The sequence below is a fragment of the Mucilaginibacter sp. genome (assembly GCF_035492695.1).
In the GTDB taxonomy this organism is placed as follows: Bacteria; Bacteroidota; Bacteroidia; order Sphingobacteriales; family Sphingobacteriaceae; genus Mucilaginibacter.
On sequence record NZ_DATJJC010000004.1, the window covers coordinates 92,200 to 110,704 of the forward strand.

14 protein-coding genes and 1 riboswitch are annotated in these 18,505 nt (G+C 45.0%); of the genes, 9 read left to right on the forward strand and 5 right to left on the reverse strand.

The window, feature by feature from the left end:
- The first annotated feature begins 420 nt into the window (after nucleotides 1-420).
- Nucleotides 421-897, forward strand: a complete 477-nt coding sequence (locus VL525_RS01510) for an Lrp/AsnC ligand binding domain-containing protein (RefSeq protein WP_147029909.1) — start codon at nucleotides 421-423, stop codon at nucleotides 895-897.
- Between the two features lie 40 nt (nucleotides 898-937).
- Here VL525_RS01510 and VL525_RS01515 read toward each other — a convergent pair whose 3' ends face one another.
- Nucleotides 938-3,190: a Tex family protein gene (locus tag VL525_RS01515; protein WP_325382564.1), complete on the reverse strand. Its 2,253-nt coding sequence runs from the start codon at nucleotides 3,188-3,190 to the stop codon at nucleotides 938-940.
- 188 nt (nucleotides 3,191-3,378) lie between these two features.
- Nucleotides 3,379-3,488, forward strand: a riboswitch (SAM riboswitch).
- Between the two features lie 132 nt (nucleotides 3,489-3,620).
- On the opposite strand from VL525_RS01515, the gene metH reads away from it, so the two are divergent.
- Entirely contained in the window at nucleotides 3,621-7,340 is a 3,720-nt protein-coding gene (gene metH / locus VL525_RS01520; protein ID WP_325382566.1) for a methionine synthase, read from the forward strand.
- 128 nt (nucleotides 7,341-7,468) lie between these two features.
- Nucleotides 7,469-8,422 (forward strand): methylenetetrahydrofolate reductase, encoded by a 954-nt coding sequence (locus tag VL525_RS01525; RefSeq protein WP_325382568.1) that lies wholly within the window; start codon nucleotides 7,469-7,471, stop codon nucleotides 8,420-8,422.
- On the opposite strand, the gene VL525_RS01530 is transcribed toward VL525_RS01525, so the two are convergent.
- Nucleotides 8,419-9,024: an HAD family phosphatase gene (locus VL525_RS01530; RefSeq protein ID WP_325382570.1), complete on the reverse strand. Its 606-nt coding sequence runs from the start codon at nucleotides 9,022-9,024 to the stop codon at nucleotides 8,419-8,421. The genes VL525_RS01525 and VL525_RS01530 overlap by 4 nt on opposite strands.
- Before the next feature lie 39 nt (nucleotides 9,025-9,063).
- Nucleotides 9,064-9,279, reverse strand: a complete 216-nt coding sequence (locus VL525_RS01535; RefSeq protein WP_325382572.1) for a hypothetical protein — start codon at nucleotides 9,277-9,279, stop codon at nucleotides 9,064-9,066.
- A 128-nt stretch (nucleotides 9,280-9,407) separates the two neighbouring features.
- Here VL525_RS01535 and VL525_RS01540 point away from each other — a divergent pair, with 128 nt between their 5' ends.
- The 6 genes from VL525_RS01540 (at nucleotide 9,408) to ruvC (ending at nucleotide 17,354) form a co-directional block, all read left to right on the forward strand.
- Complete coding sequence (locus VL525_RS01540) at nucleotides 9,408-9,983, forward strand: porin family protein (RefSeq protein ID WP_325382574.1); 576 nt, start codon at nucleotides 9,408-9,410, stop codon at nucleotides 9,981-9,983.
- A gap of 150 nt (nucleotides 9,984-10,133) precedes the next feature.
- Entirely contained in the window at nucleotides 10,134-12,041 is a 1,908-nt protein-coding gene (locus VL525_RS01545; RefSeq protein WP_325382576.1) for a DUF3857 domain-containing protein, read from the forward strand.
- A 68-nt stretch (nucleotides 12,042-12,109) separates the two neighbouring features.
- Nucleotides 12,110-14,038: a DUF3857 domain-containing protein gene (locus VL525_RS01550; RefSeq protein WP_325382578.1), complete on the forward strand. Its 1,929-nt coding sequence runs from the start codon at nucleotides 12,110-12,112 to the stop codon at nucleotides 14,036-14,038.
- Nucleotides 14,039-14,041: 3 nt separating this feature from the next.
- Nucleotides 14,042-15,982 carry a DUF3857 domain-containing protein gene (locus tag VL525_RS01555; protein ID WP_325382580.1) on the forward strand — a complete coding sequence of 647 codons (1,941 nt, stop codon included), beginning with the start codon at nucleotides 14,042-14,044 and terminating at the stop codon, nucleotides 15,980-15,982.
- A gap of 9 nt (nucleotides 15,983-15,991) precedes the next feature.
- Nucleotides 15,992-16,636 (forward strand): leucyl/phenylalanyl-tRNA--protein transferase, encoded by a 645-nt coding sequence (aat, locus tag VL525_RS01560; RefSeq protein ID WP_325382582.1) that lies wholly within the window; start codon nucleotides 15,992-15,994, stop codon nucleotides 16,634-16,636.
- A 121-nt stretch (nucleotides 16,637-16,757) separates the two neighbouring features.
- The gene (gene ruvC, locus VL525_RS01565; protein ID WP_325382584.1) at nucleotides 16,758-17,354 is read left to right on the forward strand and encodes a crossover junction endodeoxyribonuclease RuvC; all 597 of its coding nucleotides are present in this window, start codon (nucleotides 16,758-16,760) and stop codon (nucleotides 17,352-17,354) included.
- A 99-nt stretch (nucleotides 17,355-17,453) separates the two neighbouring features.
- Here ruvC and VL525_RS01570 read toward each other — a convergent pair whose 3' ends face one another.
- Both VL525_RS01570 and greA read right to left on the reverse strand, forming a co-directional pair.
- Nucleotides 17,454-17,852 carry an HIT family protein gene (locus VL525_RS01570; protein WP_325382586.1) on the reverse strand — a complete coding sequence of 133 codons (399 nt, stop codon included), beginning with the start codon at nucleotides 17,850-17,852 and terminating at the stop codon, nucleotides 17,454-17,456.
- Between the two features lie 84 nt (nucleotides 17,853-17,936).
- On the reverse strand, nucleotides 17,937-18,410 hold the full coding sequence (greA, locus tag VL525_RS01575; RefSeq protein WP_325382588.1) for a transcription elongation factor GreA: 474 nt from the start codon (nucleotides 18,408-18,410) through the stop codon (nucleotides 17,937-17,939).
- Nucleotides 18,411-18,505 lie beyond the last annotated feature (95 nt).

The window sequence follows — 18,505 nt, forward strand, 5'->3', positions numbered from 1 at the left end:
AAGAGTTTCGCAAGATCTCCGCCACCGCGACAAGGAGGTGTGTCTGCCATAAATTTCACCATCCTACAGTATATTAGTCTGAAGTTCTGAGTCATGAGTCTGAAGTCATTTTGACTTTGGACTTCGGGCTTAAGACTAAGGACTTAAACTAGCTGTTGGGGAAGGGGTCGAACCTTCAAGGAGTGGTTAGTCAGCCGAAGCTGATTTCCCATGATCTCCGCCACCGGGACAAGGAGGTGTGTCTGCCATAAATTTCACCACCCAACATTGTTTTTGTAAATAAAAGAACAGCAAGCGTTATCCATTTGCTTATTACAAATCTAACAGGACTATCAATTTCTTGCAAATATTTCAATAATATATTTGCATTTTTAATTTTATTTTAATTAAACTTGTATTTGAATACCGAAATTCAAATTTATGTCCCACAGAAAAGCTCAAAATTTAGAAATTGATAATCTCGACATCCAGATTTTGTCGATTTTAATGAAAAATGCGACCACTCCGTACACCGAAATCGCCAAAGAATTGATTGTTTCCGGCGGAACGATACACGTTCGCATGAAAAAGTTGGAGGAAATGGGTGTCATCAAAGGCGCCAGCCTCGAGGTTGATCCGCAGAAGCTGGGATATGATATTACCGCGTTTTTGGGCATTTATTTAGAAAAAGGATCACAATATCACGAGGCTGTAAAACAGTTAAAAGCCGTAAAGGAAATTGTTGAACTTCATTACACAACCGGCAGCTACAGCATCTTCGCCAAGATCGTATGTCATGACACTAACCACCTGCGCGAAGTGCTGAACGAGCATATCCAGAGCGTGAAAGGGATACAGCGTACCGAGACCTTTATTTCGCTGGAAGAAAGCATCCGCAGGCAGATAACGCTGGAATAGATTTTCAAGTAGAGACGCAAAATCTTGCGTCTCTACTACATTATTTAAACTTCCCTTTCAGCGCCGCCAGCTTTAAAGCCATATCCGTTTCAGGCTGCTCTTGCTGATTTTTTGGCTGATATGAAGCGGGTTTATGCTGCTGCCTTTGTTGTAGCTGCTGCCGCGGTTCGTTAGCTTTCATTGATAGGGAAATCCGTTTGCGGTTAACATCCACTTCCGTTACGGTAACCTCAACCTTTTGATGAACTTTAAGTACTTCGTTCGGGTCTTTGATGAAACGGTTCGTGATCTGGCTCAGGTGTACTAATCCATCCTGGTGAACGCCGATATCCACAAAAGCGCCAAAATTTGTGATATTCGTTACAATACCCGGCAGTTTCATGCCAATCTTCAGGTCGCCTATCTCATTCACTCCCTCGGTAAAGCTGAATGTCTCAAACTGCTCGCGCGGGTCGCGACCGGGTTTGGCCAGTTCCGCCATAATATCATTCAGCGTAGGCAGGCCCACGGTATCACTCACATATTTTTGCAGCGGGACGCTTTTGCGAAGCTGCGTATCGGTCATCATATCCCGTACCGAACACTTCATATCTTTTGCCATTTGTTCAACCAAAGCATAACGCTCGGGATGTACAGCGCTGGCGTCCAGTGGGTTTTCAGCGCCGTTGATGCGAAGGAAACCTGCCGCTTGCTCAAAAGCTTTGTCGCCTAAACGGGCGACCTTTTTTAGCTGATCCCGGCGTTTGAAGGCGCCGTTCTGGTCACGGTGATCCACGATATTCTGCGCCAGTTGCGGCCCCAGGCCCGAAACGTAAGCCAGTATTTGCTTCGATGCTGTGTTTAATTCTACACCCACCGCGTTCACACAACTGATCACGGTATCGTCCAGCGAGGTTTGCAGCTTGTTCTGATCCACATCGTGCTGGTATTGCCCTACGCCGATAGATTTTGGGTCGATCTTTACCAGTTCCGCCAGCGGGTCCATCAACCGGCGACCGATAGAAACCGCGCCCCTTACAGTCACATCCTTGTCCGGGAATTCCTCTCTCGCCGCGTCCGAAGCCGAATAGATAGATGCCCCGCTTTCATTCACCATTACGATGATTGCGCCCTGCAAATTAAGATTGCGGACAAAAAGCTCGGTTTCGCGCCCTGCAGTTCCATTTCCAATGGCGATGGCCTCGATGTTATATTTTTCAAAAAGATGCCGGGTGGTTTTCTCGGCTTCTTTTGCGTTTCCTGCTCCTGTGTGCGGAAAAATGGCCGTATATTCCAGCAGCTTGCCCTGCTCGTCAAGGCATACAACCTTGCATCCGGTACGGAAACCCGGGTCGATAGCCATCATGCGTTTTTGCCCCAGCGGCGCGGACATCAGCAATTGCCGGGCGTTTTCAGCAAATACCCGTATCGCTTCCTCATCTGCACTTTTTTTGGTGAACAAACGTATCTCCGTTTCCATTGATGGTTTCAGCAAGCGTTTATAGCCATCGCTAATAGCCAGTTTCACCTGCTGCGATGCGGCATTATTTGCAGTAACGAATTGCTGCTCCAACAGGCTTACCGCATCATCTTCGGGCGGTTGAATATCCAGCCATAATATCTCTTCCTTTTCGCCCCTGCGCATAGCCAGCACCCGGTGAGAAGGCGCCGTTTTCACCGGCTCCGACCAGTCGAAATAATCTTTATATTTTATCCCGGCCTCTTCCTTGCCGGCTATCACTTTCGATTGAAAGGTTCCCTTATTCAAAAACAATTGCCGCATTTTGGCCCTGGTTTCGGCATTTTCGCTGACATGCTCGGCAATAATATCCCGCGCTCCGGCCAGCGCTTCCTCTGCTGAACTAACACCTTTTTCTTCGTCGATAAATTTGGTCGCCTCCTCTTCAGGGTCTACCCTGCTTTGAGCCAGCAGCAAGTCGGCCAAAGGCTGCAAACCTTTCTCGCGCGCAGCGGTGGCCCGCGTTTTTCTTTTGGGGCGATAAGGAAGATAGATGTCTTCCAGCGCCACCATTGTTTCCGCCTCGTTCACCTGTTTTTCCAGTTCCGGCATCAACTTGCCCATTTCGGTCAGCGATTTCAGAATAGCCTCGCGGCGTTTATCCAATTCGCGCAACTGCAGCATACGGTCGCGGATGGCGGCAACCTTCACCTCGTCCAAACTTCCGGTCATTTCTTTACGGTAACGGGAGATGAACGGCACGGTCGCGCCTTCATCCAGCAATGCAGCGGTAGTGCTTACCTGCTTTTCGGTAATGGATAATTCAGCAGCAATTTTTTTATAATGATTGGTCATAAAATTCAAATCGGGATTGCGAAGTTGCTACTCTTTGAGCGAAAAAGAAAATGGTGTTTAAAAGTAGTTTAGGCAATATAAGTTGTTCGCTCGGTAAAAAACTGTCAACTTATTCTCATTTAAAACAGCTTACACCACTACCCGCCCAACTCATTTTGTTTTTACAAGCTTATTGTGCAAATTTGCAGTGCTTATAGAGAAAGACGGAGGGATTAGACCCTGCGATGTCTTAGCAACCTGTGCTTACAAGGTGCTACGTTCTACTTATCCGCCTCAAAATGGATAAGAAAGATAAGCGAAGGTCAACATTATACCCGGCCTTTCGTTATAAGCATGTTATAGATTTGAGATATTAGATTTGAGTTTTGAGTTAGCATTTGCTTCTTCATTTTTCTCACATCGCACCTCTCACATCTCATATCTGAAAAAAATGGATATTAGAAAAGAGTTACAAAAACGCATACTGGTTATCGACGGCGCAATGGGTACCATGATACAGCGGTACCAATTGACCGAGGAAGATTTTCGTGGCGAGCGTTTTAAAAACCACCCTTCCGACCTGAAAGGCAATAACGACCTGCTGAATATCACGCGCCCTGATGTGATCAAAGCGATACATAAAGAATACCTGGATGCCGGAGCCGATATTATTGAAACCAATACCTTCAGCACGCAGCGTATATCGCTGGCCGATTATCACATGGAGGAGCTGGCTTACGAGTTAAGCTACGAAGGCGCAAGGCTTGCCCGCGAGGCTGTGGACGAATATAGCCAGGACCATCCAGGGAAACCGCGTTTTGTTGCGGGCGCTGTAGGACCGACAAACCGGACAGCATCCATGTCGCCTGACGTGAACGACCCGGGCTACCGCGCTGTTAGCTTTGACGACCTGGCCGAAGCTTATTATGAACAGGTACGCGGTTTGGTTGATGGAGGCTCGGATATTCTTTTGATCGAAACCATTTTTGATACGCTGAATGCCAAGGCGGCATTATTCGCAATAAAACGATACGAAAACGAGTGTAAAGCGGCAGGTAAAGATTATCCGGCGTTCAGGGATTCGGGCGGTATCATGATCTCGGGTACTATAACAGATGCTTCCGGTCGCACGCTTTCCGGCCAAACCGTTGAAGCTTTCTGGAACTCGGTTCGCCATGGAAACCTGTTATCCGTTGGCTTGAATTGTGCTTTGGGCGCTAAGGAAATGCGCCCGCACTTGGAGGAATTATCAGCAAAAGCCGATGTTTTTATTTCGGCTTATCCCAATGCAGGTTTGCCGAATGAGTTTGGCGGTTATGATGAAACGCCGCACGAAACCGCTCATTTTATAGAAGATTTTATTGGTTCGGGCATGGTGAATATCGTCGGCGGATGCTGCGGTACCACACCCGATCACATAAGGCATATTGCCGAAAAGGCTGCAAAAGGAATACCGCGACAAATACCCCAAACCGAGCCTTATCTAAGGCTTAGTGGCTTGGAGGCAGTTATCCTGACGCCAGAAACCAACTTCGCCAATATTGGTGAGCGTACCAATATTACCGGGTCGCCAAAGTTTTCCAAGCTGATTTTAGCCGAGGATTATGAAGGCGCCTTAACCGTTGCCCGTCAGCAGGTGGAAGGCGGGGCACAGGTCATTGACGTAAATATGGACGAGGGTATGATCGATTCGGAAGCGGCGATGGTTAAGTTTTTGAACCTGATAGCATCAGAGCCCGACATTGCCAAACTGCCCATCATGGTCGATTCGTCCAAATGGACGGTGATAGAAGCCGGGCTGAAATGTTTACAGGGAAAAGGGATTGTCAACTCCATATCACTAAAGGAAGGAGAAGAAAAATTTAAAGACCAGGCCAATAAAATATTAAGCTATGGCGCTGCGGTGGTGGTGATGGCATTTGACGAACAGGGCCAGGCTGATTCATTGGCCCGTCGTATTGAGATATGCAAACGAAGCTATGATATACTGGTCGACGAACTTCATTTTCCACCACAGGACATCATATTCGACCCCAATATATTAACCGTTGCTACCGGGCTTGAAGAACACAACAATTATGCGGTAGACTTTATTGAGGCTACCCGCTGGATAAAACAGAATTTGCCGCTGGCCAAGGTGAGCGGTGGGGTCAGCAATATTTCCTTTTCTTTCAGGGGGAATAATACCGTACGCGAGGCTATGCATTCAGCCTTTCTGTACCACGCCATTAAAGCAGGTTTGGATATGGGTATCGTAAACGCCGGGATGCTGGAGGTTTATGAAGAAATACCAAAAAATCTGTTAGAATACGTAGAGGATGTGCTCCTGAATCGTCGCCCGGATGCTACAGAGCGCCTGGTGGAATTTGCTGAAACCGTAAAAGCCAAGGGAAAAGGGGTTGTTAAGGATGAAGAATGGCGCAAAGAGCCGGTTGAACAACGCTTATCGCATGCCCTGGTAAAAGGCATTGTTGAATACCTAGATGATGATGTGGAAGAGGCCCGACAAAAAGCGGCTAAACCGCTTGATGTGATCGAAGGACCACTGATGGATGGGATGAATGTGGTGGGCGACCTGTTTGGCTCTGGTAAGATGTTTTTGCCGCAGGTGGTAAAATCGGCACGTGTTATGAAAAAGGCCGTTGCCTACCTGTTGCCATTTATCGAACTGGAAAAACAACGCGTGATAGATGCCGGAGAGGATTCTTCCGGTTCACGCGCGAATGCGGGCAAAGTATTGATGGCCACCGTTAAAGGTGACGTGCACGATATAGGCAAAAATATAGTAGGCGTTGTATTGGCCTGCAATAATTTCGAGGTGATAGACCTGGGTGTGATGGTGCCTGCGCAACGCATCATCGAAGAAGCACGGAAACACCAGGTGGATATTATTGGATTGAGCGGTTTGATCACGCCATCGCTGGATGAAATGGTTCACTTCGCCAAAGAAATGGAACGTGAGGGCTTTGATATACCGCTGATCATTGGCGGCGCAACAACATCGCGCATACATGCGGCGGTAAAAGTTGCGCCTAACTATCAGCATGGTGTAGTGCATGTACTTGACGCTTCGCGAAGTGTCTCGGTTTGCAGTAATTTAATGAACCGCGACACCCGCAACGGTTATATCCAAAGCGTAAAAGACGAATACGAAAAAGCCCGCGAAGCGCATTTGAACAAACGTTCGGACAAACGCTTTGTGAGCATTGGCGATGCCAGGAAATCAAAGATGGAGATCAACCTGAATGGCGCGATGCCAACCGGGCCAACGTTCACGGGCACTAAAGTGATTGAAGCTTACCCGCTGGAAGAACTGGTGCCTTATATCGACTGGACGCCGTTTTTCCATACCTGGGAACTACGGGGAAGCTATCCCAAGATATTCGACGATAAGTTTGTAGGCGTTGAAGCCAAAAAGCTGTTTGACGATGCCCAGGAATTGTTAAAGAAAATTGTGAACGAAAAATTGCTGCAGGCAAACGGTGTTATCGGTTTCTGGCCCGCTGCAAGCGTTGGCGATGATATTGAATTATACACTGATGAAAGCCGTAAACAATTGCTGACCCGCATTCATACCCTGCGCCAGCAGGCAGAGAAAGTAAAGGGAGAGCCCTACTATGCATTATCCGACTTTATCGCACCAAAAGAAAGCGGTGTACCCGATTATTTCGGTGGTTTTGCGGTAACAGCCGGTATAGGCTGCGATGAGTTGGTAGCACAATTCGAAAAAGACCACGACGATTATAATAGCATTATGGCTAAAGCACTGGCAGATCGCCTGGCGGAGGCATTTGCTGAAAAAATGCATGAACTGGTACGCCGCGAATACTGGGGTTATGCCAAAGACGAGGCCTTAAGCAACGAGGACCTGATCAAAGAACAATACCAGGGTATACGCCCCGCACCGGGTTACCCAGCCTGTCCTGACCATACTGAAAAGACCACGTTGTTCGATCTGCTGAAAGCAGAGGACAATGCACACATGCACCTGACCGAAAGCCTGGCCATGACACCGGCTGCATCCGTCAGCGGGTTTTATTTCGCACACCCGCAGGCACGTTATTTCGGTTTGGGCAAAATAAGCAAAGACCAGGTGGAGGATTACGCGAAGCGGAAGAGTATGGATTTAGAGACCGTTGAACGTTGGCTCGGCCCAAACTTAAATTATTAAAAATATGCCATCGCGGGGAGAAACGACGAAGCAAACCCGTCGTATAGTGACGAGCAGATTGCTTGTTAGCGCATCGCAACGAAAAAGTTTAAAATGATATTATATATTTGATCTGTACCGAATCATAAATGAAAATAACCGAGCATATTAATGCCGCCAAAGGCAAAACGCTTTTCTCGTTCGAACTATTACCGCCTGTAAAAGGCCATAGCATCCAGAGCATTTATAATGCTATCGACCCGCTGATGGACTTTAACCCGCCGTTTATCGATGTTACCTACCACCGCGAGGATTACATTTATAAACAGCATGAGAATGGCTTGCTCGAAAAAGTGTCCTATCGCAAACGCCCGGGGACTGTTGCTATTTGCGCGGCTATCATGAACAGGTATAAGGTTGACGCTGTGCCCCACCTGATTTGCGGTGGCTTTACAAAAGAGGAAACCGAGAATGCACTTATCGACCTGCAATTTTTAGGTATCGACAACGTGCTGGTACTACGCGGTGATGCCCGCATGGCCGATTCTGGTTTTATACCAACACCCGGCGGTCACTGTTATGCTACGGAACTGCTACAGCAGGTTTTGGATATGAATAACGGCAAGTATTTATACGAGGACCATGAAGTTGCCAATGCCGATTTTTGCATAGGTGTTGCCGGCTACCCCGAAAAGCATTTTGAGGCTCCCAACCTGAAAACAGACTTTAGGTACCTGAAACAAAAAGTAGATATGGGAGCCGATTTTATTGTTACCCAAATGTTTTTTGATAACAATAAATACAAAGAGTTTGTTGCGCTCTGCCGCGAGAACAGCATCAATGTACCTATCATACCGGGCCTTAAACCGATCACCTCATCAAAACAACTGATCAGTTTGCCCAAAATATTCCATATCGACATTCCGGAGGACCTAAGTGACCTGGTCCATAACTGCAAATCGGAAAAAGAAGTAAAAGATGCCGGTATCGAATGGATGATCCATCAGTGCAAGGAACTGGTAGAATTTGGTGCGCCGGTGTTGCATTTTTATACCATGAGTAATCCTGGCCCGACAAGAAAAATTGCAGAGGCGATATTTTAAAGAAGTTCGAGGTTAAGCAGATCCTGTTCCAACTGCCCAGCTGAGGTAAAGTGGATACAATTGATTCCGATCTTTTCCGCAGCTAAAATATTGCGGTAATTATCGTCGATAAAAAGAGCATCTTTGGCCTTTACCTGGTAGCGGTCAAGCAGGATATGGTAAAATTCCGGAGTAGGCTTGCGCATCTTTTCAGTACCTGAAACTACTATGCCATCGAACCATCGCAGAAAATCAAAACGTTCAAACGCTACCGGGAATGTCTCTGCCGACCAGTTAGTAAGTGCGTATATCCTATATTTCCCGCTTTCTTTCAGTTGTTTGAATATTTCCACCGTATCGTGAAATGCCTCACCCAGCATTTCATCCCACCGGCTATAAAAAGCGCGGATGTGATGTTCATGTTCCGGGAATTGCTGAACGAGCATCTTAGTGCCTTCATCTAACGGGCGCCCGGCGTCCTGCTCTTCGTTCCAGTCAGGCGTGGTAATTTCAGCCAAAAACCTTTCCATTTCGGCTTCATCATCAAACAGGGTGCGGTACATGTAACGCGGGTTCCAGTCGATAAGGACTGCGCCGAGGTCGAAGATGATAGTAGTGATCATGAATCAGCGGGGAAAGACGTCATATTTGTATAGTATAACCTACAAACGGTTGTTATCTATATTCACTAAAGCCTTCTTCAGGGTGAACACCACATAGCCACGATCGCGGTTCACAAGGCTCATTATATTGCTGATCAGGCTGTCTTCCTGGCCCTCGGTATACTGGAGCTGCTCGTCGGTGAGATTGTTGTATTTCCTTTGTAATTTGATCTTTACGCGTTCCCAATCCTTGTTGCTGATGCTGATCTCTGCCATGGTCGAAAAAATATTTGAGCAAAAATATAAAAATTCTGCTGTAGCCCGATGCAATAATTTGGCTTGACGTTTGTTTAAACCCTTGTTACAGGATTACATCTAACCTGCGTATAAACTAAATTAAAATTATGAAAAAGTTTCTCTTAAGTGCCGCATTGCTGATAGCAGTTTGCATCAGTGCAAAGGCGCAGATCTCCGTCGGTATTAAAGGCGGTGTTAATTTCTCTAAAATAAATACCGACAATTTCAACGAATCCACCCGCACAGGCTACCAGGCTGGTGTATTCGCCCGCTTTGGCAGCGCCCTGTATTTTCAGCCCGAAGTGTATTTGAGCAGTACCGGTGGCAAGTTAAGTACCGACGATGGTAATTTCAATGCCAAAGTTAATTTTACTAATGTAAGCGTACCCGTATTGGTCGGCCATGAATTCGGCACAAAAAGCCTTAATTTCAGGCTAATGGCGGGCCCGGTGTACACGCATACGCTTGATAAAAGCGAAAGCTTTTCGGATAATACCAATGCCGCCGTTGCCGACTTTGGTCATTACAAAAACAGTACACTTGGTTTCCAGGCCGGCGGCGGTGTGGATATAGGTCCTATCACAGCCGATTTGCGTTACGAAGGTGGCTTAACCAAGATCAACCCCGATTTCGGCCAGCGTCAAAACCTTTGGGCACTGAGCGTCGGGTTTAAATTCTTCTAATGGTACAATGAACAAAATGAGGCCCCGTTATCTTTTGATGACGGGGCTTTTTATTTGCGCCTGCCTCATCTATCACAAAGAATTTAAGATTAAGCTAAATTTTTTAATTTATTTTTTATTATTAAATTAGTCGCTGCCAAACCTTGTGACGTGAGGAAGTTTTATACCCTGTTAATTTTTATGGCTGTCGCCATCGGTGCGAATGCACAGATACGGCTATTTGGCATAATCGATAGTGCCGATCTGCGCCTGCCTTCCTGTAGCTTTGAAAAAGACGCCAACGCTGAGGTGCTTTTTGACAAAGCCCGTGTTTACTTCAGCGCGCTGGGCGCCCTTACCATGGAGCGACATAAACGCATTAAAATATTTAATGAAAAGGGCAAGGAATATGGTAATGTCAAGATAGAATACGACAACATGTACGGTGTCGATAATATAATAGACATCCAGGCGGAAACCATAAACCTCGAAAATGGCAAGATCGTCAAAGACAAACTCGACCCGAAACTTATTTATGCCCAGCACACCGATAATAACAAGGATGCCATTATTATATCCTTCCCTAGTATAAAGCCCGGATCGGTGATCGAGTACAAGTATACACTGATGCGGAATATCGCCTCCAACTTTCCCGCATGGCATTTTCAAACGGATATCCCGACCAGGTACAGCGAATTTAACGTCATGTTCAGTTCACGATTGCAGTTCAAAGCCTTTACGCGCAGGAATCAGCCGTTTGCCCTGGATACGCTTGTGACAGGAGGGCACATCTGGACGGCGGAGGACCTTCCATCAGTAAAAGATGAGGCCTACGCGCGGGCCGAAGGCGACGGGATGCAAAGTGTTGCGTTGTTGCTCACTTCGGTGCAAACTTTTGACGGGAAAACTATTGACCTAAGCGATACCTGGGAGAAAACCGGCAAGAAACTTGCGAACGAAAAAGACTATTATAGAGAGCTTGATCAGCACCTCAGTGGCGAGGACACCCTGATAAAAAAAGCATCGTCATTGCATAGCGACGATGAGAAAATTGCTTATTTATTCAATAGCGTTAAAAGTATCATGAGCTGGAACGGCTTCCGGAACTGGGCGTCAAGGGATGGTATCCGGAACGCCTGGAAAAAACGGGTTGGCAACTCGGCCGAAGTAAATGCGGTACTTTATCACTTGTTGAAAAAAAGCGGTATAAAAGCTTATCCTATGCTGGTTAGCACACGTGAGAACGGTCTTATCCAGCCTGATTTTGTAGACATATTTCAAATCAATAACCTGGTTGCCTATGTGCCTGTGGATAGTAACAGGTATTACGTGCTTGATGCGACCGACAAATACAACGTATATAACCAGGTACCTTACGAATTATTGAACGCATTCGGGTTGTGCCTTAATAAAGAAGCTGATAAGTATGAGATGGTTTATATGGAAAACAAGACCTTGTCAAGGGATGTAATAATCATAGCTGCTGATATAAGCGCCGATGCCAAAATGAAAGGAACCGGCCAGATAGCGAGTTATGGGTACAAAAGAACGCAAGATCTTAAATTATATAAAACCCTGGGCGATCAGAAATTTAATGAATACCTGACCGGGCGGGACAACGATGTTAAAATAACAAACCTCAAATTAGTAAACATGCAGGTTGATACCCTGCCATTCGAGCAAAGCTTTGATTTTCAATATGAGCTCAATAATTCGGATAAATACCTGTTCTTCACACCCAATATCTTTACTCCGTTACATGATAATCCTTTTTTAAGCGAGTCGCGTACGTCGCCGATCGATTTTGGTTTTGGAAGCAGCCACATTATTACTGGGCGGTATAAACTACCGACAGGGTACGCTGTGGAATCGCTGCCCAAAAACGTAAATATTGTAATGGCCGATAAAAGTATCCGGTTCAAACGATCACTTGAAAACCAGGATGGTTATGTATCCCTTCATTACGAGATCAATATTACCCGAACAAAATTTTTGAAGAACGAATATCCTGACCTGCGCGAGTTCTTTAAAAAAATGTACGAAATGCTGAACGAACAGATAGTACTGAAAAAAACATAGAAGGATTTTAATTTCAAAAACCATTAATAAACCCTATTTTCAATTTACCAACCTTAACACAATTTTATATGAACAGATTTTTTACTACTGCTATTTTGTGTGTATTTGTTTTTAAAGTAAATGCACAAACCACCCCCACAATCCAGCCTTTCGGAAAAATTGACAAAGCCGATCTCGAAATGACAAAATGTGATTTTGAGACCGATGCCAACGCCGAAGTATTATTTGACAAGGGCACTGTTTTTTTTACAGACGCCGAAATTGTTTTGGAAAGGCATGTGCGGATAAAAATATTTAACGATCATGGCAAAGATGCTGCTGACGTGCACATTCCGTATTGGGGTGGAGGCCATTTCGAATGGATCGAAAAACTACAGGCGCAAACTGTTAACCTGAATAACGGGAATGTTGAGATAGTAAAAGTAGATAAGAAACAGATATTTGATAAGCGCATTGACCGGGATAGGTCTGAAATGGTGTTAACCTTTCCAGATGTTAAGCCGGGCTCAGTTATTGAATACAAATACAGTATCCTGAGCCAGTCGGCAGGTGATTTCCCCGACTGGTATTTTCAAAGTGAATTACCTACCCGGTATAGTGAGATCGAAGCCAAGGTCCCGGACGCCTTTCACTACAAAAACCTGGTAAAAGTAACCCAGGCCTATGTAGTAAACAACAGGGACGGCAATGGACAGATATCCAAAATAGCACTTGCCAATGTACCCTCGATCAATGCTGAGCCTTACATGAGCTCGGTAAAAGATAACTTTCAATGTATTCTCACCCAGTTGCTAAGCATTACCCCTGGTGCTGGATCGTTCGGCCAGAATTTTTCTGAAAGCTGGCAAAAGATAGGGGAAAATGAGGCTGATTTTGATGATTTTGGCGCACAGTTCAGGAAAAAACTAACCGGCGAGGAGGATATACTCAACCATGTAAAAAGCCTGAAAACAGGTGACGAGAAGATAGCCTACATTTTTAACCAGGTAAAAAATACGATGAAGTGGAATGACCTGTACCTTAGATATACAGATGATGGTACGGCAAAAGCGTGGGATAAAAAGATAGGAAATTCCACCGAGATAAACCTGATGGTATATCACCTGCTTATGCGTGCAGGCATTAAGGCTTACCCGATATTAATGAGCACGCGTAAAAATGGCAAAGTAAATCCCGCTTACCCTACAAGGTACCAGTTTAACACAACAGCCACTTATGTACCTATCGACAGCGCAACCTATTACGTGCTTGACGCCACTAACAAGTACAATATGTATAATGTGATCCCACATAACCTGTTGAACTCGTTCGGCCTGACCATTGATAAAGAAAATAGAAAATACGACATCACATTTATCCAAAACACAGCCCCGGTGCGCGATGTGGTACTGATTAATGCCGATATAAAACCTGATGGTAAAATGGAGGGACTGGCACAAATAAGTAATTTCAGCTATAACAGGATAGATAATGTTGAAAGCTATAAAACCGATGGCGAAAAAAAGTTTATCGAAAATTTAAAAGAAGGCAACAACGATTTGAAAATATCCTCCGTCAAATTTGATAACATGGATGTCGATTCGCTGCCGTTAACACAAAATATCAATTTCAATCTCGATCTGACCGGTTCGGATGAAACCTACATTTATTTCAAACCGAATTTATTCATTTCGATGGGGGCTAATCCATTCATGAGTGAAAAAAGAACGACAGATATCGACTTTGGTTATAATAACAACTATATAATTTCGGGCAACTACAAAGTGCCGGCCGGGTACAAAACCGACGCACTGCCCAAAAGCGCACGGATGGATATGTCCGACCAAAGTATCGGCTTCAAGAGGCTGGTGGTAGAACAGGAGGGGGTGATAACGGTGAGATATACCATTAGTTTTAAAAAGTCGATCATGTTCAAAGAGAATTACGAAGAGATACATGAATTTTTCAAAAAGATGTACGAGATGCTGAATGAGCAGATCATCTTAAAAAAAGCATAAAAAATGGAGTTTAATAATTATATAAAGGGGCTGTTGCTTTTTGCTGGCTTGTTTTTCTTCAGCCTTGCTGCCCGTAGCCAGGATAAAGATATCCCCAAAGAGCTTTATACTGCCGCCGGCATTCCTGATTCATTAAAGGAGGATGCTAATTCGGTGGTACGATATTCATGGGATGAACTAAAAATAACCGGTCCGGGTAAAGAAACCCGTAACCACCATAGCCTGATCACTATCCTGAATGAAAAAGGTGACCATGAAGCATTGCTACAATACGGTTACAATAAAAAATATGACAATTACAGTTTTATAGATGTTCATGTTTATGACAAAAACGGGAAAATGATTAAAAAATACCGTAAAGGCGATATGTATGATGGCGCTGTATCCATGGAATCGACATTAGTAAATGACGAACGTTTTCTTGGCTTAAAGCACTCGGTTGCTGATTATCCGGAAACTATAGAAATTGAATATGGGGAAAGTAAAACGAGCCTCATTGACCTCGGGCAGTGGAATCTTCAGGGAGACGAGCAATCCATTCAAAATGAGTATTATGCTATATCGATCAACAGCGACGCCGGGTTTAGATATTTTAATAGAAATACCACGTTGAAGCCAGAAAAAACATCATCCGGAAACATTGATACTTATACCTGGCGGGTTTCAAATTTAAAAGCTTTTAAACTGGAAGAGGAGGCCATGCCCTGGCGCGTTATGCCGGCAATCAAATTCAGCCAAACCAAATTTGATTTTTTTGGCAATCCAGGCGACATAAGTAGTTGGGACACCTATGGCAAGTGGCAGCAAGTGCTAAACTCAGACGTATGCTCGCTGACTGCACAACGAATTGCTGAAATAAAAAAAATGACCGATACCATAAAGACTGACAAGGAAAAGGCTAAATTTCTATACAAATATATGCAGCAAAATATGCGGTATGTCAGCATTCAATTGGGTATTGGTGGCCTTAAACCCTTTGCGGCAACATTTGTAGACGAAAAAAAATATGGTGATTGTAAGGCATTATCAAATTATATGTATGCCTTACTCAAGGCAGTAAATATCAATTCATATTATGCGATTGTACGTGCTGGTGAAAACGAAGAGCCTGCCAGTTACTCTTTCCCCTATGATAATTTCAATCATGTTATTTTATGTATCCCCTTCAAAAATGACACCACCTGGCTGGAGTGTACCAGTAATAAATCGGAATTTGGGAAATTAGGCCCCTTTACGGAGAACCGGAATGCACTAATAATTACCGAGGATGGCGGCAGATTAGTTAACACCCCAAAAAGCAATGCGGCCGACAACCAGTTTAACAGCAACGTACATATTATGCTGCAGCCTGACGGCAGCGCTAAGGTGAACATCAAACTACAAAGCACAGGAGAATACCGATTGTTGTATATCGGGTCTGCCGCTATTAAGCTGGATGAACAAAAACAGTTTTGGCTGGAGCAATTGCAAATTAAACAACCATCAGCATTTGACCTGGAATCGGGTAAGGATACCAACAGCGTTAAACATATCGATCTTAATTTGGAGTTTGACAAATTTTGTGATGTAATGACCGGTGACAAGCAATTTTACCGGCCTGCTGCCTTTAAACTGTGGGCAAATACGGTTCCGATACCTGATAAGCCAAGAAAAACAGATTTCTATTGGGAATGGCCGCGCATTAAATCCTGTACTACTACCATCGACCTGCCTGCAGGCTACGAATTGGAAACCATGCCGGCAAATGCAAATCTCAAATTCACTTATGGCAATTACGACGTAAGCTATGTTTACAATAAGGATAAGAACCAGGTGATAAGTACAGCCAAATTTGTGCTGAGCAACCAGGTGATACCCGCCGCCAAATACACCGAAATGCAGGAATACCTGGATGCCGTTGCAAAAGCGCAGAATAAAAAACTGGTGATACGCAAGAAGGCATAAATTTGCCTGATGATATTCAGGCTGGATGCGCGTTTGATATTCCCCGACCCGTCGCTTGCAGAAGAGGATGGTCTGTTAGCAGTAGGTGGCGATCTTTCAGTCGAGCGCCTGTTGCTGGCTTATCAAAATGGCATATTCCCCTGGTATAACGATGATACGCCTATTCTTTGGTATTCACCACATGAGCGGTTCGTGCTGTTCCCACAGGAGTTAAAAATATCAAAAAGCATGCGGCAGGTGCTTCGGTCTGGGCGGTTCAAAGTTACTTATGATAAAAGTTTCGCAGAAGTAATAGAAGCTTGTTCTGCTACCGAAAGAGATGGGCAATACGGTACTTGGATAACTGACGACATGAAAGCAGCTTACATTAATTTGCACCACGCAGGCCATGCCCACTCGGTTGAAGTATGGGAAGATACTGAACTGGTCGGCGGCTTATATGGCGTGCAGATCGGTTCGGTGTTCTGCGGCGAAAGCATGTTCAGCAGGGTAAGTAACGCTTCAAAAGTTGGCTTGATAGGCTTATGCCAAAAAGGGAAATACACCCTGATCGACTGCCAGGTATATACTGAACATCTTGAATCCATGGGCGCACGTATGATCAGCAGAAAAGAATACATGGGCATGCTGCAAAATGCGGGGTTTAAAGGTTAGTTTTGTTTTCAAAATAGAATGTCATGCCGAACTTGTTTCGGCATCTCTCATGCTTAGTACACCATACCGGTAATCTACTTGCAGGATCCTGAAACAAGTTCAGGATGACATTAACAGACTTATGCAGCAAATAATCCAAAAAGAACGTATCATTTTAGGTATCGACCCCGGAACGGCTGTAATGGGCTACGGGCTGGTGAAAGAGATTGGTTCCAAAATGGAGCTGATAAGCCTGGGCGTGATAAAGATGGAAAGCCTTGACGACCACATGCTGAAATTGCAGCGCATTTTTGAAAAGACCGTCGCGCTGATAGACAATTATCACCCCGATTGCCTGGCGATCGAGGCGCCTTTTTATGGCAAAAACATACAGGTAATGCTTAAGCTTGGGCGTGCGCAAGGGGTGGCCATGGCGGCCGCGCTTTCGCGGAATGTGACCATAACAGAATATTCGCCCCGCAAAATTAAGCAGGCTATTACAGGTAACGGTAATGCAACGAAGGAACAGGTGGCAGCCATGCTGCAAAACCTATTGAAATTTAGCGAGACACCTGAATTTTTAGACGCTACCGACGGCCTTGCCGTGGCGGTATGCCATTCGTTCCAGAAGATCAGCACGAGTACCGGAAAAGCCGGCAGTAAGAAATCCTATTCGGGATGGGAAACTTTTGTGAAGGATAATACCAACAGGGTGAGCGGATTGAAGATCAAAAAATAAATTGCCCTTAGCCCGAAGGTGTCCGTCCGTTTTTTTGTAACAGGGGTAATGAGACAACGCGGACAGGTTTAAGCGGCAATGCCTGAACGCACACCCATATCATTCACTCCTCAGCGCTTCTTTTATCTTCGCCGCGGTCGCCTCTAATTGCTCCGGTGTAAAGCTTAATTTAGGGCGCGAGAAGTTCAGGTCGCTAACGCTGTTCATCGGTATCAGGTGGATATGCGCATGGGGCACTTCAAGCCCTATCACCGCTACGCCTATCCTTTTGCACGGGATGGCTTTTCGTAAACCGGTAGCTATTATTTTGGCAAAAATTTGCAAGCCGGTATAAAGTTCGTCGTCCAGGTCGAACAGGTAATCAACTTCCTTTTTGGGTATCACCAGCACATGCCCTTCAGCCAGCGGACTAATATCCAGGAAAGCCAGGTAATCTATCGTTTCGGCTACCTTATAAGCGGGTATTTCGCCGGCTACTATTTTTGAGAAGATGGTCATATTTTAATTATTGAATGACTGAATTATTGATTTATTGAATAGAGATCGCATTACCTTTCAGCAATTCAATAAATCAATAGTTGACTACCGGCTGATCTCCAGTATCTCAAACTCCATTTTACCGGCAGGCACCTGTATCTCCGTTGTCTCCCCTACTTTTTTGCCTAACAGGCCTTTAGCTATCGGCGAGCTTACCGATATCTTGCCCGATTTCAGGTCAGCTTCACTTTCAGATACCAACTGGTAACTCATTGTAGCGCCGTTCTTCACGTTTTTTATTTTGACAATTGACAGTGCCAGTACTTTTGACGAATCCAGCTTGCTTTCGTCGAGCAAGCGGGCTGTCGAAAGCAACTCTTCCATCTTGGCAATTTTTGACTCATGATGCCCCTGGGCCTCTTTGGCGGCATCGTATTCGGCATTTTCCGAAAGGTCGCCCTTATCGCGCGCTTCGGCAATCGCTTTGGCTATGTTCGCCCTGCCCGAAGTTTTTAATTGTTGTAATTCTTCTCTTAACTTATCTAAACCTTCCCTGGTGTAGTATGCTACATCTGCCATGATCCCTGTTATTAATTACTTAGTTTACAAATTGATACTAAAAAAAACAGTCCCCCTAACTAAAGGAAGGACGGGTTTGCTTTAAAAAACAAACA